Annotated in this window: 21 protein-coding genes; 15 read left to right on the forward strand and 6 right to left on the reverse strand. The window is 47.6% G+C overall.

Annotated elements, in window-relative coordinates; genetic code table 11:
* Positions 1-4: 4 nt before the first annotated feature.
* From pucK to pucR, 3 genes are all read right to left on the reverse strand, one after another.
* Complete coding sequence (gene pucK, locus KHQ79_RS08005) at positions 5-1,297, reverse strand: uric acid permease PucK (RefSeq protein WP_225514735.1); 1,293 nt, start codon at positions 1,295-1,297, stop codon at positions 5-7.
* Between the two features lie 6 nt (positions 1,298-1,303).
* The gene (gene pucJ / locus KHQ79_RS08010) at positions 1,304-2,638 is read right to left on the reverse strand and encodes a uric acid permease PucJ (protein ID WP_225514737.1); all 1,335 of its coding nucleotides are present in this window, start codon (positions 2,636-2,638) and stop codon (positions 1,304-1,306) included.
* Between the two features lie 146 nt (positions 2,639-2,784).
* Positions 2,785-4,380 (reverse strand): purine catabolism transcriptional regulator PucR, encoded by a 1,596-nt coding sequence (gene pucR, locus KHQ79_RS08015; protein WP_060399419.1) that lies wholly within the window; start codon positions 4,378-4,380, stop codon positions 2,785-2,787.
* Between the two features lie 176 nt (positions 4,381-4,556).
* Here pucR and KHQ79_RS08020 point away from each other — a divergent pair, with 176 nt between their 5' ends.
* The 7 genes from KHQ79_RS08020 to yunB all read left to right on the forward strand — a co-directional run bounded on the left by KHQ79_RS08020 (position 4,557) and on the right by yunB (position 10,683).
* Positions 4,557-5,897, forward strand: a complete 1,341-nt coding sequence (locus KHQ79_RS08020) for an allantoinase (RefSeq protein ID WP_225514739.1) — start codon at positions 4,557-4,559, stop codon at positions 5,895-5,897.
* A gap of 98 nt (positions 5,898-5,995) precedes the next feature.
* Positions 5,996-6,343 (forward strand): YunG family protein, encoded by a 348-nt coding sequence (locus tag KHQ79_RS08025; RefSeq protein ID WP_225514741.1) that lies wholly within the window; start codon positions 5,996-5,998, stop codon positions 6,341-6,343.
* A gap of 37 nt (positions 6,344-6,380) precedes the next feature.
* Positions 6,381-7,229, forward strand: a complete 849-nt coding sequence (locus tag KHQ79_RS08030) for a DUF72 domain-containing protein (protein ID WP_029316899.1) — start codon at positions 6,381-6,383, stop codon at positions 7,227-7,229.
* A 17-nt stretch (positions 7,230-7,246) separates the two neighbouring features.
* Entirely contained in the window at positions 7,247-8,068 is an 822-nt protein-coding gene (locus KHQ79_RS08035; RefSeq protein ID WP_003240931.1) for a sulfite exporter TauE/SafE family protein, read from the forward strand.
* Between the two features lie 19 nt (positions 8,069-8,087).
* A complete protein-coding gene (locus tag KHQ79_RS08040; RefSeq protein ID WP_225514743.1) occupies positions 8,088-9,476 on the forward strand; it encodes a bifunctional metallophosphatase/5'-nucleotidase in 1,389 nt (462 codons plus the stop codon).
* A gap of 64 nt (positions 9,477-9,540) precedes the next feature.
* Positions 9,541-9,846 carry a YunC family protein gene (locus KHQ79_RS08045; RefSeq protein WP_225514744.1) on the forward strand — a complete coding sequence of 102 codons (306 nt, stop codon included), beginning with the start codon at positions 9,541-9,543 and terminating at the stop codon, positions 9,844-9,846.
* A gap of 69 nt (positions 9,847-9,915) precedes the next feature.
* Positions 9,916-10,683, forward strand: coding sequence for a sporulation protein YunB (gene yunB / locus KHQ79_RS08050; protein ID WP_019259377.1), 768 nt, complete (start codon positions 9,916-9,918; stop codon positions 10,681-10,683).
* A gap of 26 nt (positions 10,684-10,709) precedes the next feature.
* On the opposite strand, the gene lytH is transcribed toward yunB, so the two are convergent.
* Positions 10,710-11,690: an L-Ala--D-Glu endopeptidase gene (lytH, locus tag KHQ79_RS08055; RefSeq protein ID WP_019259376.1), complete on the reverse strand. Its 981-nt coding sequence runs from the start codon at positions 11,688-11,690 to the stop codon at positions 10,710-10,712.
* A 225-nt stretch (positions 11,691-11,915) separates the two neighbouring features.
* Here lytH and lipA point away from each other — a divergent pair, with 225 nt between their 5' ends.
* Positions 11,916-12,812, forward strand: coding sequence for a lipoyl synthase (gene lipA, locus KHQ79_RS08060; RefSeq protein WP_003222888.1), 897 nt, complete (start codon positions 11,916-11,918; stop codon positions 12,810-12,812).
* Between the two features lie 15 nt (positions 12,813-12,827).
* Here lipA and KHQ79_RS08065 read toward each other — a convergent pair whose 3' ends face one another.
* A complete protein-coding gene (locus tag KHQ79_RS08065) occupies positions 12,828-13,463 on the reverse strand; it encodes a YhcN/YlaJ family sporulation lipoprotein (protein WP_225514746.1) in 636 nt (211 codons plus the stop codon).
* A gap of 113 nt (positions 13,464-13,576) precedes the next feature.
* Here KHQ79_RS08065 and KHQ79_RS08070 point away from each other — a divergent pair, with 113 nt between their 5' ends.
* The 3 genes from KHQ79_RS08070 to nucF are packed head-to-tail and all read left to right on the forward strand — an operon-like array spanning position 13,577 to position 15,098.
* A complete protein-coding gene (locus KHQ79_RS08070; RefSeq protein WP_003228682.1) occupies positions 13,577-13,852 on the forward strand; it encodes a YutD family protein in 276 nt (91 codons plus the stop codon).
* Between the two features lie 23 nt (positions 13,853-13,875).
* Positions 13,876-14,310, forward strand: a complete 435-nt coding sequence (locus KHQ79_RS08075) for a DUF86 domain-containing protein (RefSeq protein ID WP_225514747.1) — start codon at positions 13,876-13,878, stop codon at positions 14,308-14,310.
* 17 nt (positions 14,311-14,327) lie between these two features.
* Positions 14,328-15,098 (forward strand): 5' nucleotidase NucF, encoded by a 771-nt coding sequence (nucF, locus tag KHQ79_RS08080; RefSeq protein WP_133486148.1) that lies wholly within the window; start codon positions 14,328-14,330, stop codon positions 15,096-15,098.
* Between the two features lie 25 nt (positions 15,099-15,123).
* On the opposite strand, the gene KHQ79_RS08085 is transcribed toward nucF, so the two are convergent.
* A complete protein-coding gene (locus KHQ79_RS08085; protein ID WP_003240947.1) occupies positions 15,124-15,624 on the reverse strand; it encodes a phosphatidylglycerophosphatase A family protein in 501 nt (166 codons plus the stop codon).
* Between the two features lie 152 nt (positions 15,625-15,776).
* On the opposite strand from KHQ79_RS08085, the gene cotNH reads away from it, so the two are divergent.
* From cotNH to thrB, 4 genes are all read left to right on the forward strand, one after another.
* Entirely contained in the window at positions 15,777-16,796 is a 1,020-nt protein-coding gene (gene cotNH, locus KHQ79_RS08090; RefSeq protein WP_225514861.1) for a spore coat-associated protein CotNH, read from the forward strand.
* A 200-nt stretch (positions 16,797-16,996) separates the two neighbouring features.
* A complete protein-coding gene (locus KHQ79_RS08095) occupies positions 16,997-18,298 on the forward strand; it encodes a homoserine dehydrogenase (RefSeq protein WP_003240951.1) in 1,302 nt (433 codons plus the stop codon).
* Positions 18,298-19,356, forward strand: a complete 1,059-nt coding sequence (gene thrC / locus KHQ79_RS08100; protein WP_060400055.1) for a threonine synthase — start codon at positions 18,298-18,300, stop codon at positions 19,354-19,356. The genes KHQ79_RS08095 and thrC overlap by 1 nt, the downstream gene beginning before the upstream one ends.
* Complete coding sequence (gene thrB, locus KHQ79_RS08105) at positions 19,353-20,282, forward strand: homoserine kinase (protein ID WP_225514749.1); 930 nt, start codon at positions 19,353-19,355, stop codon at positions 20,280-20,282. The genes thrC and thrB overlap by 4 nt, the downstream gene beginning before the upstream one ends.
* The last annotated feature ends 104 nt before the right edge of the window (positions 20,283-20,386 follow it).

Below are 20,386 nucleotides of genomic sequence, written 5' to 3' on the forward strand. Positions count from 1 at the left end.
TCCTTTACGTTTTCATTTCAGCGCCATCCGGCTGTTTGGTTTGAAAAAAAGCGTGCAGTGCAATTGCCGTCAAACTGCCGATCACAATTCCGCTTCCTGCCAAGACTGAGGCGGCGCCCGGAAGAGACGAAAACAACGCGGGAACTGTTGTGGCGCCGAGCCCTAAGCTGACGGAAGAGGCGATGATCAGCAGATTGCCCTGCGAATCGAAGTCAACGCTGGAGAGCATTTTGATCCCGTAAGAAATGACCATGCCGAACATGACAATCATCGCGCCGCCGAGAACTGGGTTTGGAATCACTGTTGTCAATGCTGCGGCTTTCGGAACCAGTCCGATCGCCATCAGCATGATTCCTGTAATCGCGATGACGTTGACACTTTTCATTTTTGAAAGCTGAACGATGCCGACATTTTGCGAGAAGGCGGTATAGGGAAACGCGTTAAATAAGCCGCCCAGCACAATCGCAAGGCCTTCCGCCCGGTAGCCCTTTTCCAGATCCTTCTCCGACAGCCTGCGGTTTGTGATATCAGCGAGCGCAAAGTAAACACCTGTCGATTCAACAAGGCTGACAATGGCAACGAGGAGCATCGTGACAACAGCCGGCAGCTCGAAGGTCGGCGGGCCGAAATAAAACAAAGACGGAACATGAAGCCAGGATGCCTCTATGGCGTCAGAAAAATCGACTTTCCCCATGAAGAATGCGGCCGCCGTTCCGGCGACAAGGCCGAGCAAAATCGCAATGGAGCGGATAAAGCCTTTAAAGAAATAAAACATCAATAAGATAAAAGCTGTGACCCCAAACCCGAGGAGCACGTTGTCCAGTGTGCCGAAGTCTTTGCTTCCTTCACCTCCGGCCAGGTTATTCATTGCTGTTGGAATCAGGCTGATGCCGATGATCATGACGACTGAGCCGGTCACGACAGGCGGAAAAAAACGGACAAGCTTTCCGAAAAAGCCCGCAGCTAAGACGACAATCAGCCCTGCGGCGATAATGGCACCATATATCGCTGAGACACCATATGTGCTGCCAATGGAAATCATCGGGCCGACTGCGGTAAACGTACATCCGAGCACAACGGGGAGGCCGATGCCGAAGTACCGGTTTTTCCACAGCTGCAAAAGAGTCGCCGTCCCGCACATGAACAAATCGATCGCAATTAAATACGTCAGCTGCCCTGCATTCAGCCCGATCGCCGCTCCGACGATCAGCGGAACGAGAATCGCTCCCGCATACATGGCAAGCATATGCTGAAGTCCGAGCATCATTAGCTGAAAGGAATTGTACTGTTCCTTCATGTCTTTTTACACCTCTTTTTCTAATGCAAGTGTATGGTCTAATACCGGAAGTTCTGTTTTCTGCGCTGTTGTTTCTTTTTTTCCGCGCAAGCTGAAAAATAGATTCAAAAAGATGGCGGTCAGGCTTCCGGTGATGGTGCCGTCACTGACCAGAATCCGGATTGGAGCGGGGAATTCAGCGAAAATCCCGGGCACCGTGCTGGCGCCGATGCCGAGTGCGATTGAGCATGCGATGGTCAGGAGGTGATATTGATTTGTGAGATCCGCTGTGCTGAGCATTTTGACGCCGGACGCTATCACCATGCCGAACATGACAACGGTCGCACCTCCAAGAACAGCTGCAGGAACAGCTGAAGCAAGGGCGGCAATCTTCGGAATCAGTCCGAGACAGACAAGGATACAGCCTGCGGTAACGACGACATTTCTCGTTTTCACTTTCGTCAGCTGCAATAAGCCGGCGTTTTGCGCAAAGGTGTTGTAGGGAAAGGCGTTGAAGAGCCCGCCGATGAGAATGGCGATTCCCTCCGCCCGATAGCCTTTGACAAGATCTTTTTCGGTTAAAGGTCTGCCGCATATCTTTCCGATCGCGTAGAAAACGCCGGTTGATTCTACAATAATGACGATTCCAACGATCAGCATCGTTAAGATCGGGCCGATTTCAAATGAAGGGGCTCCGAAGTAAAATGGCTTCGGAATTTGAAAGAACGGGGCTTCGGCGACAGCAGAAAAGCTGACTTTGCCCATGATGGCTGCTGCCGCTGTCCCGGCAGCGATTCCGATCAGAACGGACAGCGTTCGGGCAAACCCTTTGAGAAAGCGATTGAGGACTAGGATCAGCATAAGGACGCCGACAGAGAGAAGAAGGTTTTCGAGCGAACCGTATTCGGGATTGGCGCTGCCGCCAGCCATATTTTTCACACCTGTCGGAACAAGAGAAAGGCCGATCAAGGTTACAACGGTTCCTGTTACGACAGGAGGGAATAACACGGTCAGCTTGCCGAAAAAACGCGCAAACAAAAAGATAAACACACCAGCCGCGATGATTGAACCGTAAATCGCGTGAATGCCGTAATTCGCGCCAATTGCAATCATCGGGGTGACGGCTACAAATGAACTGCCAAGCATGACGGGAAGCCCGATGCCGATGTACGCTCCGCGCAAGGTTTGCAAAAGCGTCGCGACGCCGCACGTTAACAGGTCAATCGCCAATAGGTAAGACAGCTGTTCAGATGTTACATTCAGCGCCCTGCCGACAAGCAGGGGCACCAAAATCGCACCTGCATACATAGCCAGCACATGCTGAAGGCCAAGAGTAAACACCGCAAACGATCTTTGTTTCACTATAGCCCCTCCTTTTAAATGTGAACTTTAGTAACATGATAGCGTGCCGATTGTCGGGTGTCATTGGATACAGTAGCCGAAAAAGACAGGTGTTATTGCTGAAAGTGACGAAAAACGATTCGGTTTGTAAGAGAATGTGACAAACGTTAGCTGATCAGCCGCTGCATCCGTAAGGCAAGCCGTAAACGCATCGTCGTTTCAGGATCTTTTAAGCTTTTGCCCAGCAGCTCTTCGCATTTTTCAAGGCGGTAGATGACAGTATTGCGATGAACGTACAGACGCTTTGCCGTCTCGGAAATTTGGCAGTGTGTCTCTAAATAGACGGACAGTGTATGAAGGAGGCTTTGATCCTCCTGCTGTTTTTCAGCGAGGCTTTGAAGCGTGGAGTTGTAAAATTTCTTCAAATCCTCAACCGGGAGCAGGCGAAGAAGCTCAGGGACATCTTTGGCGTGATACACCTGAATAAACTCCGTGCTTCTTGACAAATGCCCCGATTGCAGAGCATCAGAAGCCTCTGTAAACGCGTCGGGAACATCAATGAGCTTTTGGCATATATTGCTGATCCCAAAGGAGACGGTCCGTTTAAATTGGGCTCTCACCTGTGATTGGAACTGCTCTAAAAAGCTGATCACCGAGGCGTGCATTTCACTCCAGCTGTCTGTTGCTTCGATCAGAATAATGCCGACGTTTCCTTTAATAAAGAGGTGGGGCGGAAACGGGAAGGCTGATAATTCGCCTTCAAGAAATTCGAATACGCTGTCGGAGGCGAGCTGATTTTCTGTAAAGCTGATCGATTCGTCATTACGGTCAAGTTTTCCGGCAATGCACATGTATTTTTGATCCCAGCGCAGCTTGAATTCTTTCGCCCGGTTTTTAATTTCATCATCTGAAGAAAATGACCGCTCAATAAAATTGCTGAAAAACTCATTGCGCGCCCGCCGGCTGAATTGCTTCAGCGCATTTTCCTTCAGCAGTTCAAAGGAAATCACGTTGGCCGCTTGTTCAATCGTGAGAATCAACCCTTTGTCGCCGGCCTGCACCATGTCCGGTATCAGCAGGTAGCCGCAGTTTTTTTCGTGATTATAAATCGGAAGGACAGAATACGTTTTTTGATCCGAGATCGTAGAGAAACAAGTGAAAAACGGCCCGGATACGGTATTCAGGGTGCCTTTCAGCTTTTCGGTCTCAACTGAAATCTGATGGGACGCAGAGAGCATTTTGGCATGCTGGTCAAGAAGCAGCACGGGAAGCTGAAGGAGGTCTGACACCTTTTTGAGGAGAGATTGCAGCCCCTTGCCGCTCATAATGTGGTTTGTGAATTTTTTGTGCGCGTAAATGGCTTGCTGCAGCTCGTTAGAACGCATATCGAGAATGTGGCTGAGTGTTGCATTCACAATATCGCCAAGGCGGATGTGTTCCGGGAGCTCGATGATCGGAAACGCGTATGAATCAGCCAGTTCGATGATTTCTTTCGGGATATCCTCCAGATAACGCTTTGTTTTAATGCCGAGGCCCGCGCAGCCGCGTTTTGCCATTTGCCGAATCAGTTCAGATAACTGGTGGGGGGTATCCTTCAGGTGATACGCGGTAGTGACGAGCAATTCGTTCTTATGCAGAAAGTCTGCGATATCCGGAGCGTCCATCATATTGACATGCTGAACCTCTCTTTCTCCTCCTGCTTTTCCCGCGATTAAATTGGCGTTTTCATAAGCTGGTATTTTCATCACATCAAAAATATTCATAGAGCATTCTCCTTTTCTATAAAAAACATTGGTTAAGATGAATAATTTTCAATAGGAATTCTAGCGGTTTTGCTGATGTAATACGATCATAGTAGCAGTAAACTGTTGAAAATAGAACTGATTGTGTTACATAAACTGACATTAAAAAATCGTTATCCTTACATGGAGGGATCAATATGGCTTACGATTTGGTGATAAAAGGTGCGAAGGCAGTTACGCCAGATGGCGTTAAAGAAGCTGATATTGCAGTTCAAAACGGTGTCATTGCCGAGATTGGTTCAGACATTGAAGCAGGCGGGGCAGCAATGATCCAGGCAGATGGAAAATACGTGTTTCCTGGTGCGATAGACTGCCATGTTCATTTCAATGAACCGGGCAGAGAGGATTGGGAGGGGATTGAAACAGGTTCGCAGATGATGGCAGCAGGCGGCTGCACCACTTATTTTGATATGCCGCTCAATTGCATTCCATCAACTGTGACGGCAGAACATCTTCTCGCAAAAGCTGAACTTGGCAGGCAAAAATCAGTCGTGGATTTTGCGCTATGGGGCGGCCTTGTGCCCGGCCATATTGATGACATCCGCCCAATGGCTGAAGCGGGAGCGATCGGGTTTAAAGCGTTTTTATCAAAATCAGGCACAGACGAGTTCCGCTCCGTTGACGAAAGGACCTTGCTCAAAGGCATGACAGAAATCGCCGCTGCAGGAAAAATCCTCGCTCTTCACGCCGAGAGCGACGCAATCACAAGTTATTTGCAGATGGTCTTGGCCAATAAAGGAAAAGTGGATGCGGATGCGTACGCCGCCTCCCGCCCGGAGGAAGCCGAAGCTGAAGCGGTGTATCGCACGATTCAGTATGCGAAGGTGACAGGCTGTCCGGTCCATTTTGTTCATATCAGCACGGTGAAAGCGGTCCGGCTGATCAGAGATGTGAAACAGGAAGGGCTGGATGTTTCGGTCGAAACATGCCCGCATTATGTCTTGTTCAGCCATGACGATTTACGAGAAAAGGGCTCTGTCGCAAAATGCGCGCCTCCCCTCCGGTCGCCTCGATCAAAGGAGGCGTTGATCGAGGCGCTCATTGCGGGGCACATTGACATGGTCTCCTCCGATCATTCCCCTTGCCGCCCGTCCTTGAAGCGGGAGGACAATCTGTTTTTATCATGGGGCGGAATCAGCGGCGGGCAGTTCACTTTATTAGGAATGCTGGAACTGGCGCTTGAGCATCAGATTCCGTTTGAAAACATCGCTGAATGGACAGCGGCGGCCCCTGCAAAACGATTCGGCCTTCAGCAAAAAGGACGGCTTGAAGCGGGATGTGATGCCGATTTTGTGCTTGTCAGCATGGAGCCGTACACTGCTACAAAAGAATCGATGTTTGCAAAGCATAAGCATAGCATTTACGAAGGCCATACATTTCCCTGCCGCATTTCGGCCACTTACAGCAAAGGACTGTGCGTGTACAGCGATGGGGAAAAAGTCAGCGGAATTGACGGAGCGTTGGTCGTTCCTTCGTAAACCCGGCGGTATTTACCGCCGGGTTTTTTTGATTTCCGCTGTTCTTGTTTTTAAAATTCAATCAACGTGGTATCTTTTTTAAAAGGGAGGCGGAGGCAATGGAACATGTCAAATACATACTGAAGCAATCATGGTCGCGCCATACGAGTTCTAAATGGACGGAAGAATGCCCGTCATGCGGCCAATGCGGTGTGACGGCATTGGTGATTCAGGATCATTTCGGCGGAGCCATTTTCAAAACAAAAGTCGGTGAGAGCTGGCATTTTTATAACAGCATCAATGGCGTGATGTACGATTTTACGAGTGAACAGTTTCGGGCGCCTATTGAATATCAGCATATTCCTTCCTCAAGAGAAGAGGCGTTTTTAGATACGAATGAGGAACAATACCAGCAACTCCGTTCAGCATTTTCCCGCCATATGAACAGCATTTCCGAGGAAACCTGAAAACACCTGTGATAAACTGGGAGAGAGGTGAATGATTGTGATTTATATCGGACTGACGGGATGGGGGGATCATGACAGCATCTATCCGCCGAAAACGGCCAGCCAGAAAAAATTGCAGGCCTATTCCTCCCATTTTCCGATCGTTGAATTAGACGCGAGCTTTTACGCGATTCAGCCGGCGCGCAATAATGAAAAGTGGGTGAAGGAAACGCCGGAAACCTTCCAATTTATCGTGAAAGCGTATCAGGGCATGACGGGGCATCAGCGCGGCGAAATTCCCTTTGACTCAAAAGAGGAGATGTTTGAAGCGTTTAAGGTGTCTTTAACGCCATATTTACATAGCAATAAGCTTGCCATGGTGCTGTTTCAATTTCCGCCGTGGTTTGACTGCAAGAAGGAGAATGTCGCCTATTTGAGGTGGTGCAAGCATCAAATGGGAGATATCCCTTGTGCGCTTGAATTCAGAAACCGCTCCTGGTTCTCGCCGCCATTTTATGAGCAGACACTTTCATTTATGAAAGCGGAAGGCTGGATTCACAGTGTTTGTGATGAACCGCAAATCGGAGAAGGCAGCGTTCCGACTGTTTTGCGCGCCACCGATGAAAACAAAACGCTCGTCAGGTTTCACGGACGCAACAAGCAGGGCTGGATGAAGCCTGATGGCGGAAAAAACTGGCGGGAGGTCAGGTACTTATACCGCTACAACCAACAGGAGCTGGAGGATTGGAAAAAGCACCTGGATGAATTGCAGCAGCAATGTAAGGATGTTTTTGTCCTGTTCAATAACAATTCCGGCGGAGACGCCGCGGATAACGGCAAGCAGATGCTTGAACTGCTTGATATCGAGTACAGCGGACTTGCTCCGAGACAGCTCGATTTATTTTAGAAAAGAGGTTTTGATTGATGTCGTTTGTGATTTTGGCCGTATTGGGATTAATCGCAGGTACGGTGGGAAGTCTGATTGGGCTTGGCGGCGGAATTGTCATCGTGCCGTCTCTGATGTTTTTAAGCACAGTGACGCCGCTGTTTCAGGATGTGACGCCGCAGGTCGCGATTGGAACTTCGCTTTTAGTCATTATTTTTACGGGTCTTTCTTCAACTTTGGCTTATATTAAATATAAAACCGTTGATTATAAGAGCGGGCTCATTTTCTTTATTGGCTCAGGTCCCGGCAGCATTATCGGGGCTTACGTGTCAAAGCTGTTCAATTCAAACTCGTTTTCTGTTTGGTTTGGCATTTTTATGATTCTTATTTCATTATCCTTAATGCTGAAAGCGAAAGCCCGGCCGATCAACAAAGCGCACAAAGGGATCATTCGGACATTTCAGGATGATGCCGGTGAGCCTTATACGTACTCATATCAGGCGCCTATCGGCATTGCCATTGCCTTCGTTGTCGGCTTTTTAGGTGGGCTTTTCGGAATAGGCGGCGGTTCGCTGATGGTTCCGGCGATGATGCTGTTATTCCTGTTCCCGCCAAAGGTTGCGGTGGCAACGTCCATGTTTATTATTTTCCTGTCCTCTATGACAGGGTCTGTTTCACATGTTATTTCCGGGCACGTCAATTGGCTGTATGCCCTAGCGCTGGTGCCCGGCGCTTGGTTCGGCGGTAAGCTTGGCGCCGCCATCAATAGGAAAATGCAGACGAAAACGATCGTTATGATCATGCGGATCGTACTGATCTTGATCGGCTGCCAGCTCATTTATGAAGGCATTTTCAGCTGAACGATTAGGGAGAGATAATATGAAGGAGAAGCTCCGCTTATATCATACAAATGATTTGCACAGCCATTTTGAAAACTGGCCGAAAATTGTAGATTATATCGAGCAGAAAAGAAAAGAGCATCAGTCAGACAGCGAAGAGACGCTCGTTTTTGATATTGGCGATCATCTTGATCGTTTTCAATTCGTGACAGAGGCGACATTCGGAAAAGCGAATGTCGATCTCTTAAACCGTCTTCACATTGATGGAGCGGCGATCGGCAATAACGAAGGGATTACGCTTCCGCATGAAGAGCTAGCCGCACTATATGATCATGCTGAATTTCCCGTTATCGTCTCCAATCTGTATGACAAAACAGGAAACCGTCCGTCCTGGGCGGTTCCTTACCATATCAAATCATTGAAAAACGGTATGTCCATTGCTTTCTTAGGCGTAACTGTGCCTTATTATCCCGTTTATGACAAGCTGGGATGGACAGTAACTGATGCTCTTGAAAGCGTAAAAGAAACCATTCAGGAAGTGAAAGGGCAGGCTGATATCATCGTTTTGCTGTCGCATTTAGGCATTCTTGATGATCAGGCAGTGGCTGAAGCGGTACCTGAGATTGATGTGATCCTCGAATCGCACACCCATCATTTGCTTGAAGATGGACAAGTAGTAAACGGTGTATTGCTTGCCAGCGCAGAGAAATACGGGCATTATGTCGGCTGTGTAGAAATCACGGTGGACAGTGTACAGCGAAGCATCATCAGCAAAACAGCGTCTGTGCAGAACATGGCGGAATGGCCAGGAGAATCCGCCGAAACTAAAGCGTTTCTTAATGAGAAAGAACGTGAAGCCGAGGAGAAGCTGTCCGATGCCGTTGCGGAGCTTGCACAAGATGCTGAGGTGAAGTGGTTTGAAGAATCAGAGCTGCCTTTGCTTCTGGCGTACGCGTTAAAGGAATGGTGCGGGACGGACATCAGTATGGTGAATTCCGGTGTCATTCTCGGTCCGCTGAAAGCGGGTCCAGTGACGAAGCTGGATCTGCACCGCATCTGTCCTCACCCGATCAACCCGGTGGCTGTCCGCCTGACGGGAGAAGAACTCAAAGAGACCATTGTCCATGCCGCTTCAGAACAAATGGAGCAGCTCCGGATCAAAGGGCTCGGCTTTCGCGGAGAAGTGATGGGAAAAATGGTGTACGCGGGTGTTGATGTAGAAACGAAACGCCTGGATGACGGAATCACGCATGTCACACGGATCACGTTGAACGGAGAAGAGATTGAAAAACATAAACAATACTCCGTTGCGGTTCTCGACATGTTTACGCTCGGCAGGATGTTTCCGATCATCCGCGACGCCGCAGAAAAAGAATATTTTATGCCTGAATTTTTGCGGGATCTGCTCGCTTGGAAGCTCGCGCAATAAGGGAGTCAGCCCACAACAAGCTGTGCCCTTCATCATAAAGTGATGATTGAAGGGAGTGGTTGACGTGGTAAATCTGACACCAATCATGATAGAAGGACAGCCTTTTACAGCTGTAACAGTAAAGCTTCCAAAAACAAATTTTATGGCCGTCACCAATGATCACGGATACATTATGTGCGGTGCGCTTGATGTGGCGCTGCTGAATGAAAAATTAAAGGAGCGGGGCATTGTGGCGGGGCGCGCAGTTGGTGTACGAACAATTGACCAGCTGTTAGACGCACCTTTAGAATCCGTCACGTACGCCGCGGAAGATCTCGGTATCCATGCCGGCATGAGCGGCAGAGACGCGCTTTTAAAAATGGTGAAATAAAAATTTGGCCCGGCTATTACTATGTCCCCTCTTACAAGCATACATTGTGATATGTAAGGGGGGATTTTCTTGCCAAGATATCGCGGCCCTTTTCGCAAGAGAGGACCTTTGCCTTTCCGTTACGTGCTGCTCTTGTCAGTTGTCTTTTTTATTCTGTCAACAACAGTCAGCCTTTGGATGATCAATGGCTCGATTAAACCTGTTTTAATGAGCATCGGCGAGATGGAAACGAAGCGTGTGGCGACAGAGGTGATCCAGGATTCGATTGAGGATTATATGTCTGACAGTGAGAATATGAAAGATATGTTTCAAATGAATTCTGATGAAAACGGGAACTTAACGACAATCGATTTTAATACACAGGTTGTAAACAGTGTGAAAACAAAAGTGACAAAGCAGCTTCAGGCTCATCTGAAAGAGATGGAAACCCACACTGGACACAGCGGCGCCAGTGAAAATATTATGATCAACATTCCGCTGGGGCAGGTAACCGGCAACAGCCTCCTCGGAAACCTCGGCCCGAAAATCCCGGTCCGGTTCAATTTAATCGGTGACGCTTTTACAGACGTCAAAACCAAAATCAAGCCGTATGGCATAAATAATGCACTTATTGATATCAGCATCTTTGTTGAAATTAAAGTGAAGGTCATTATTCCGTTCGCAAGTAAAACTGCTGTCGTCACAAATAATGTGCCTGTATCGATTAAAGCAGTGCAGGGCGAAGTGCCGCAGTTTTATAACGGAAGCGGCGCCTCGGGTGTCACGCCTTCTGTCCAGCTTCCAAGCAGCAAAGAAGAGGACAGTGCCGAATCGAAAAATGAAAAAAGCAGCAAATAGCCGCCTGTCGAAGAGGCGGCTTTTTGTTATTTCTTTTTTCTGTATTCATACCGCTCCCACGCTCTCAAATGCGGGTATGGATCAAACGACCATTCGGTTTTTCCGTTATCTTTGTACATGCCGTAGTGAAGATGCGGCGGGAATTTCCCAGCGGTTCCCGGCGGGCCGTATCCTGAGCTGCCGACTGATCCGATCACTTGGCCGGGCTCAACAATTTGTCCTGTTTTAATCCCTTTGGCAAACCCATTAAGATGGGCAAAATAATGATACGTATTGTTAATGTCTCTAATGCCGATTCTCCATCCTCCGAAGCGGTTCCAGCCCTTCATTTCAACTACCCCGTAACAGGTAGATCTGACAGGAAGGCCGTAATGGGCAAAGATATCCGTGCCTTCATGAATCCGTCTCCCCCCGAAGCCCCGGGCATCTCCCCACGTGCTGCGATAGCTGTAATCGGTTCTGATCGGAAGCGGAAACGCATGCTCGCCTAGATCAATATGACCGTAGGCTTTAAACAGCTTCATGAATTCAGATATGATCCCCACTGTCTGATCACGCCGGTAATAATCCCAAAGCCCAATGCGGATGTTGTCCTCATCTGTGCCATACGACAGCAAGTATTGGCTGAACGTATACAAAATATCTTCATCATTGCTGACCTCGGCTTTCCCGTCTCCGTCACCATCCATTCCGATTCCGTCAAACACTTTAATGCTTAACGGCGCATCGTCTTTAGGATTCGGGTTTTCAGGCCCGCTCCAAATTTCATCCGGTATATAGATGCTGATGATTCCCGCTTTGTCAGGCAGATCTTTTCGGTTGCTCCGCACATTTTCCTCGTATTGATCTACAGCGGCGAGCGCATACCAAGGAATCTGCGTCACAGCCTCGACTTTATGATATAATTCCATCCGTTTCGACAGCACTGGATCTGAAAGCTCTTTTCCAGACGCATAAGGCTCAAGCGCAAACAAAAGGAGAAGAAGAGCGGTTAACAAAACTTTCACAAAATAATCTCCTTTCATATTGAATACACATAGTTTGCGGCAAGCCGGCTTAAAAATGTCAGTAATCATCTTCCCTTGTCGAGAAATTTTTCCTATGTTAAAGTGTCTAGAGAAAAGACTTTCTTTAGTTAGAAAAACATTATTTTTGTTGCAGAAATACCTTTCTCGTTTTCAGAATGTTTCGTGTCAGAAATTGAGTATATTGGATATTGGAGATGATGGGAATTGGCAAAGAAAGACGAACACCTCAGAAAGCCCGAATGGCTCAAAATCAAATTAAATACAAATGAAAACTATACAGGCCTCAAAAAACTCATGCGGGAAAACAACCTGCATACCGTATGCGAAGAAGCAAAATGTCCGAATATTCATGAATGCTGGGCGGTCAGACGTACAGCGACATTTATGATTTTAGGTTCTGTTTGTACAAGAGCATGCCGTTTCTGTGCTGTCAAAACGGGCCTTCCAACTGAGCTTGATCTGCAAGAGCCGGAACGCGTAGCGGATTCTGTCGCGCTTATGAATCTGAAACACGCGGTCATTACGGCTGTTGCGCGTGACGACCAGAAAGACGGCGGAGCAGGCATTTTCGCGGAAACTGTCCGTGCGATCCGCAGAAAAAGCCCGTTCACAACAATTGAGGTGCTGCCGTCTGATATGGGCGGAAATTATGATAACCTGAAAACCTTAATGGATACACGTCCAGACATCCTGAATCACAATATCGAAACGGTTCGCCGCTTGACGCCAAGAGTTCGCGCGCGTGCGACGTACGACCGTTCGTTGGAATTTTTGCGCCGTGCGAAAGAAATGCAGCCTGACATTCCGACAAAATCAAGCATCATGATCGGACTCGGCGAAACGAAAGAAGAGATTATTGAAGTCATGGACGACCTCTTGGCAAACAACGTGGATATTATGGCAATCGGCCAATATTTGCAGCCGACAAAGAAACACTTAAAAGTCCAAAAATACTATCACCCTGATGAATTTGCAGAATTAAAGGAAATCGCAATGCAAAAAGGCTTCAGCCACTGCGAAGCCGGTCCGCTTGTCCGTTCATCTTACCATGCGGATGAACAGGTGAACGAAGCATCTAAAAAGCGTCAAGCACAAGCATAATGCCAAAACGCCAGATCATCTGGCGTTTTTGTCATTCCTATCGATTTTCATGTCCTGACGGGTTTCTCCGTTGGCATTTTCATTCTCTGAGACAGGGCTTCCTTGAGGGGAGGCTTTCATTTCTTGAATCGTCCCCGACATGATCTCTCTAATATCCCTTGAACCGGAACCGAGATTGCTGTAATTTTCGATGGATTGCATATGGTTTGGATTATCAGAAATATACACATGATAGTATCGCGGTATCACAGAAGCCGCCGTTTTCTTCACCTGATCGGCGGTCAGCCCGCGGTTTTTTGAATCGGTTTTGTACACGACAAGCGCTTCTCGATCGGTCACCAGTGTGGCAGCATCTTGAATATGAGGGAGCTGAACCGTTAAACTTGATATGATGTGAGCGGTTTCTTCCCGATTCATCACCGGTGCTTCCTGCTGTTCGCCGTCAAATTGTTCTTTTTGATAACGGACATAGCCAAATTGTTCGTTCTCATCATGCCGGTTAAAAACCTCGTTGCGGTCAGACACATGAATGGGCCTGGTTTGACTCTGCGTCTGATTTTGGACATTTTGCTCGGCATTATCTAATCCTGCGCCTCCGCATCCGGATAAAAGACCGGCCAACAGGCAGAGGCTGACAGCAGTTGGTTTCATTTATAAATCCCTCCTTATGTGTAGGGTAGCCAAATCGCATGATTTATTCTTTAGCAATTGATGGGGACGGGGCAATGAATTATGATAGGAATGAGTGAAAAAGAGGTGAGATCATGATTCTTATTCAAAATGCCGAATTTGAATTGGTGCACAATTTCAAAGACGGCTTCAACGAAGAGGCTTTTAAAGCCCGCTACTCCGATATTTTAAATAAATACGATTATATTGTGGGAGACTGGGGATACGGTCAGCTTAGGCTCAAGGGCTTCTTTGACGACCAGAATCAAAAGGCAACCTTCGAAACGAAAATCAGTACATTAGATGAATACATTTACGAATACTGCAATTTCGGCTGTGCGTATTTTGTCTTGAAACGGATCAGAAAATAAACATACACAAAGGGGATGCTGTCATGTATTTTGTTGACAGAAACAAGATCGAGCAAACACTTGGGTTCTTTGAGCACCAGCTGGCGCTTTTTAACTCACAAACAGACTGGCAGTCTGAAATCGGGGGACTGGCGCTTCAGCGTATAGGCCATTTGCTAATCGAATGCATTCTGGATACAGGCAATGACATGATTGACGGTTTTATTATGCGGGACCCGGGCAGCTATGATGACATTATGGACATACTTGTTGATGAAAAAGTTGTCACAGAACAAGAGGGAATTGAGCTCAAAAAATTGATCGCCTACCGCAAAACATTGGTTCAGCAGTACCTGCTCGCTGACAGCGCCGAGCTTTACAGGCTGATTACGGCACATCAGACAGCTCTGCAAGACTTCCCGCAACGGATCAGAAGCTACTTGGAAACAGAGCTTGGTCCTGTTTCCGCGTTTAAATAACAACTGGAGTGTTGGAAATGAAAACATATAAAGGGTATTTAATTGATTTAGACGGAACAATGTACAATGGCACGGAAAAAATCGAGGAAGCGTGTGAATTTGTCAGAACGCTGAAAGATCGCGGCGTTCCTTATCTTTTCGTGACAAACAACTCTTCGCGCACACCGAAGCAGGTGGCGGACAAGCTTATGTCTTTTGATATTCCGGCAACAGAAGAGCAGGTCTTTACGACAAGCATGGCGACTGCCCAGCATATTGCCCAGCAGAAAAAAGACGCGTCTGTGTATGTGATCGGGGAAGAAGGCATCCGCCAGGCGATTGAAGAAAACGGCCTGACGTTTGGCGAGGAAAACGCGGATTTTGTCGTTGTTGGTATTGACCGTTCCATTACATACGAAAAATTTGCTGTCGGCTGCCTTGCAATCAGAAATGGCGCCCGCTTTATTTCCACTAACGGAGATATTGCGATACCGACTGAAAGAGGCCTTCTGCCTGGAAACGGCTCACTGACATCTGTATTAACCGTATCGACAGGCGTACAGCCGGTATTTATCGGCAAGCCGGAATCAATTATTATGGAGCAGGCGATGCGCGTTCTCGGCACAGATGTGTCGGAAACACTCATGGTCGGCGACAACTACGCGACGGACATTATGGCCGGCATTAACGCCGGTATGGATACGCTGCTTGTTCACACAGGCGTAACGAAAAGAGAGCATATGACAGACGATATGGAAAAACCGACTCATGCCATTGACTCTCTGACTGAATGGATTCCATACATTTAAAAAAGGGCGCCCCAAAAGGGTGCCCTTATTCTGTGTGCCGCGCGCGGTGTGCGAGCCTGCTTGAGGCCGCGGCGGAAATCGCACCGACGATGTCATCCAGAAAGGTATGGCATTCGCCGGTTGATTTATCATTCAAATGTGTAAGGATTCCGGGTTTTTCTTTGTCGATGTAGCCGTAGTTCGTAAACCCGATCGATCCGTAAATGTTCACGATGGAAAATGCCAGAACTTCATCTACTCCATATAGGCTTTCATCTGTTTCCAGCATCGTTTGCAGCGGTTCAGACAGTTTTTTCTGCTCAGCAAGAACATCCAATTCAATGCCCGTTAAAATCGCATTTTGCACCTCGCGTTTTGCGAGAACGCGATTGACGTTCAACGTGCATTCATCAATGGTTAAATCCGGATGATATTTTTTCTGCAGAAAAAAGACAAGCTCGGCAATGTCTGACACCTCAACGCCGCGCTCCTTCATCCGTGCTCTTGCTTTTGCTTCCATCTGACTGATTTGTTCGTTTTCTGACATCAGCTTCACCCAATCTTTTTTACTAGTTTATACAAAATGTTTGAGATGTTTACGACTTTTTCTTGCGCCTTCGTCGGATTAAAATATGTATTCATAATTCCGGACGTGTATGACTACGATGTGATGAGCCCTAATTCTACAGGCAGGTGATCATTGTGAAAGGTACAATAAAAGAAAAATACGGTATTCATATCAGGCAGCTTTCCATGTACCAGCACACATATCAATGCTTTCAGACGCCGAATTCATTCTTTCTGATTGTCCCCGTTTCCCAATTCTCAGATACGGAACTGGCGGAGCTTTATTACATGAGTCAGTATTTACAAGAACAAAGTGACCCATACGTTTCGGTTTTTATCTTTACAAAAGAAGGTGAGCTAACGTTTGAACATGAAGGAAAAACGTACGCTCTGCTGAAGGCGGCACCCCCTGTTTCAAACCGGGCGTTCTCTATTGGAGCGGAGCTGGCGGAATTTCACCGAAAAGGCCGAGGGTATCCGTATGAAGTGAAGGCAGCCGGAAGAATCGGCCAGTGGAAGGATCTGTGGGGAAAACGCATTGATCAGTTGGAAGCGTTTTGGCAGCGAAAGGTTCATACCCCTCCGCACGAGCCATTCGATAAAAAAATGATCGAGTCATTTCCATATTATTTAGGACTGTCAGAAAACGCGATACAATATTTAGTGGACACTGAGCTGGATGACAAGCCCCAAGCCGCTGATTCAGGAACGATATGCCATCAGCGGATGGAAAGACATACATGGTCATCCGAATCATTGCTTAGGATTCCGGCGGATTGGGTTTTTGACCACGCCTCACGCGATTTGGCTGAATATATGCGACATACGTTTTTGCATCACAGACAGGATTTTAATCAGCAGGGCTTTCTCTTTTTACAGGAATACGGGCAGGTCACGCCGCTGTCTTCGTTTTCGAAACGTCTTCTGTACAGCCGCCTGCTCTTCCCGCTTCATTATTTTGAAATCGTGGAGAGCTACTACATGTCGTCAGAATCAGAAACGCATTATTATGAAGAGCAGCTTGACTTCATTCTTAGCGACTGCGGCCGCTATGAGCAATTTCTCAATACAGCGCAGGAATTCATGAATATGCGGGCACAGAAGCCATTTGTTCCCCGCGTGAGCTGGCTCGGCAAAGGCAGCCCAGGGTGAGGAGAAAATCTGACAAAAATAATTAGAAAATAAAGAATCTTGTCATATCAATGTGTTAAGCGTTTACATTCGTAAAATTCAGCCGATTGCTGTCTTGTCAAAACAGGAGAGGGCTTATATAATGTTTGTAACTTATATGTCTGTGTTGAGTTAACAATTGTCTTTTTCAAGAGGACAATCAATAGAAAGGTGGAGTTTTTTTGAAAGCGATTCGTGTAGGGCTTTTAGGTTTAGGTACCGTCGGAAGCGGTGTCGTTAAAATTATTCAAGACCATCAGGATAAGCTGATGCATCAGGTCGGCTGTCCGGTTACGATAAAAAAAGTGCTTGTAAAAGATCTAGAGAAAAAGAGAGAAGTAGATTTGCCAAAGGAAGTGCTCACGACCGAAGTGTATGATGTCATCGATGATCCAGATGTTGATGTCGTCATCGAGGTGATCGGCGGAGTTGAACAGACAAAACAATATTTGCTCGACGCGCTGAGATCGAAAAAGCATGTTGTCACAGCAAACAAGGATTTAATGGCTGTGTACGGCTCTGAGCTGCTTGCGGAAGCGAAGGAAAATGGCTGTGATATCTACTTTGAAGCCAGTGTTGCCGGCGGGATTCCGATTCTGCGTACGTTAGAGGAAGGTCTCTCATCAGACCGGATTACAAAAATGATGGGGATTGTGAACGGAACAACGAACTTTATCTTAACAAAAATGATTAAAGAAAAAAGCCCTTACGAGGAAGTGCTCAAGGAAGCGCAGGATCTCGGCTTTGCCGAAGCTGATCCGACTTCAGACGTGGAAGGGCTTGACGCCGCACGGAAAATGGCGATATTGGCGCGCCTCGGCTTCTCAATGAACGTGGATCTGGAAGACGTCAAAGTAAAGGGGATCTCCCAAATTACAGACGAGGACATCAGCTTCAGCAAACGCCTCGGCTATACGATGAAGCTGATCGGGATTGCTCAGCGTGACGGCAGCAAAATTGAAGTCAGTGTTCAGCCGACACTGCTTCCTGACCACCACCCGCTTTCTGCTGTTCATAATGAATTTAACGCCGTTTATGTATACGGCGAGGCTGTCGGTGAGACGATGTTCTACGGACCGGGAGCCGGAAGCATGCCGACTGCGACCTCTGTTGTTTCTGACCTTGTCGCTGTCATGAAAAATATGCGCCTCGGCGTAACCGGCAACAGCTTTGTTGGGCCGCAATATGAGAAAAATATGAAATCGCCGTCTGACATTTACGCACAGCAGTTTTTAAGAATTCATGTAAAAGATGAGGTCGGTTCATTCTCGAAAATTACGTCTGTGTTCTCCGAACGGGGCGTGAGCTTTGAAAAGATCCTTCAGCTGCCGATTAAAGGCCATGATGAGTTAGCCGAAATCGTGATTGTGACACACCATACATCTGAAGCTGATTTCAGTGATATCCTGCAAAACCTAAATGATTTGGAAGTCGTTCAAGAAGTCAAAAGCACATATCGTGTAGAAGGGAACGGTTGGAGCTAATGTGGAAAGGACTTATCCATCAATATAAAGATTTTTTACCTGTAACAGATCAAACACCGGCGCTTACTTTACATGAAGGAAACACACCTCTTATTCACCTGCCGAAGCTGTCTGAGCAGCTCGGAATTGAACTTCATGTCAAAACAGAAGGCGTCAATCCTACGGGATCATTTAAAGATCGCGGAATGGTCATGGCTGTGGCGAAAGCAAAAGAAGAAGGCAACGACACGATTATGTGTGCGTCAACAGGAAACACTTCCGCTGCTGCGGCGGCTTATGCAGCCCGCGCTAACATGAAATGCATCGTCATCATCCCGAACGGCAAAATCGCATTTGGTAAACTCGCTCAGGCTGTCATGTACGGAGCCGAGATTATTGCAATTGACGGAAACTTTGACGATGCGCTTAAAATTGTCCGTTCCATCTGTGAGAAATCACCGATTGCCCTTGTCAACTCAGTTAACCCTTACCGCATAGAAGGCCAAAAAACAGCTGCCTTCGAAGTGTGCGAGCAGCTGGGAGAAGCGCCGGATGTGTTAGCGATCCCGGTCGGAAACGCGGGAAACATCACTGCGTACTGGAAGGGCTTCAAGGAATATCATGAGAAAAACGGCACAGGCCTTCCGAAAATGCGCGGCTTTGAAGCAGAAGGCGCGGCGGCAATCGTGCGCAATGAAGTAATTGAAAATCCCGAAACAATAGCAACGGCCATTCGTATCGGAAACCCGGCAAGCTGGGACAAAGCTGTAAAAGCAGCTGAGGAATCCAATGGGAAAATTGACGAAGTCACTGATGATGAAATTCTTCACGCGTATCAGCTGATCGCCCGTGAAGAAGGCGTGTTTGCAGAACCGGGTTCTTGCGCGTCTATCGCAGGAGTGCTGAAACAGGTGAAATCCGGAGAAATACCAAAAGGCAGCAAGGTCGTTGCTGTGTTAACAGGAAACGGACTGAAAGATCCGAACACAGCGGTCGACATTTCGGAAATCAAGCCTGTCACATTGCCGACTGATGAAGACAGCATCCTTGAATATGTAAAAGGAGCGGCCCGTGTATGAACGAAGCCGACATGCTGTTCACTGTCACTGTTCCCGGAAGCACGGCTAACCTAGGCCCCGGCTTTGATTCAGTCGGAATGGCGCTCAGCAGATATTTGAAGCTGACCGTCTTTGAAAGCGACAAATGGTCTTTTGAAGCTGAAACAGAAACAGTCGCCGGAATTCCGGCGGGTACAGATAATATGATCTATCAAGTGGCAAAACGGACAGCAGATTTGTACGGCAAAGAAATGCCGCCTGTCCATGTGAAGGTGTGGAGCGACATTCCGCTCGCACGCGGCCTTGGCAGCAGCGCCGCGGCGATTGTAGCGGCCATTGAACTGGCTGATGAATTATGCAGCTTAAAGCTGTCTGAAGCGGACAAGCTGCATTTAGCCAGTCTTGAAGAAGGACATCCGGACAATGCGGGCGCTTCTCTCGTTGGCGGACTTGTCATTGGCCTGCATGAAGAAGACGAGACACAAATGATCCGCGTCCCAGATGCTGACATTGACGTTGTCGTTGTCATTCCTTTTTACGAGGTGCTGACAAGAGACGCAAGAGACGTGCTTCCGAAAGAGTTTCCATATGCCGACGCCGTAAAAGGAAGTGCCGTCAGCAATATACTCATCGCTGCGATCATGTCCAAGGATTGGGCGCTCGTCGGGAAAATCATGAAGAAGGATATGTTTCATCAGCCGTACCGGGCGATGCTTGTCCCTGAGTTGTCCAAGGTAGAACATGTCGCCGAGATGAAGGGCGCCTATGGAACGGCGCTCAGCGGGGCAGGCCCGACGATTCTCGTCATGACTGAAAAAGGAAAGGGAGAAGAGCTGAAAGAACAGCTCGCGCTTCATTTCCCTCATTGTGAAGTTGACGCTTTGACCGTTCCGAAAGAGGGAAGTATAATAGAGCGAAATCCTTTATATCAAGTAAAAAGTGTATAGATCATGCCAAGCGTTCCTCAGCGTCAGCGGAGGGCGCTTTTTTTCTGCTGGAGATAAAGGAGTTTTTATTTAGAAAAACGAAATACTTGTAAAAAGGAGGAGAT

It is taken from the genome of Bacillus sp. TSO22 (genome assembly GCF_020223595.1).
In the GTDB taxonomy this organism is placed as follows: domain Bacteria; phylum Bacillota; class Bacilli; order Bacillales; family Bacillaceae; genus Bacillus; species Bacillus inaquosorum.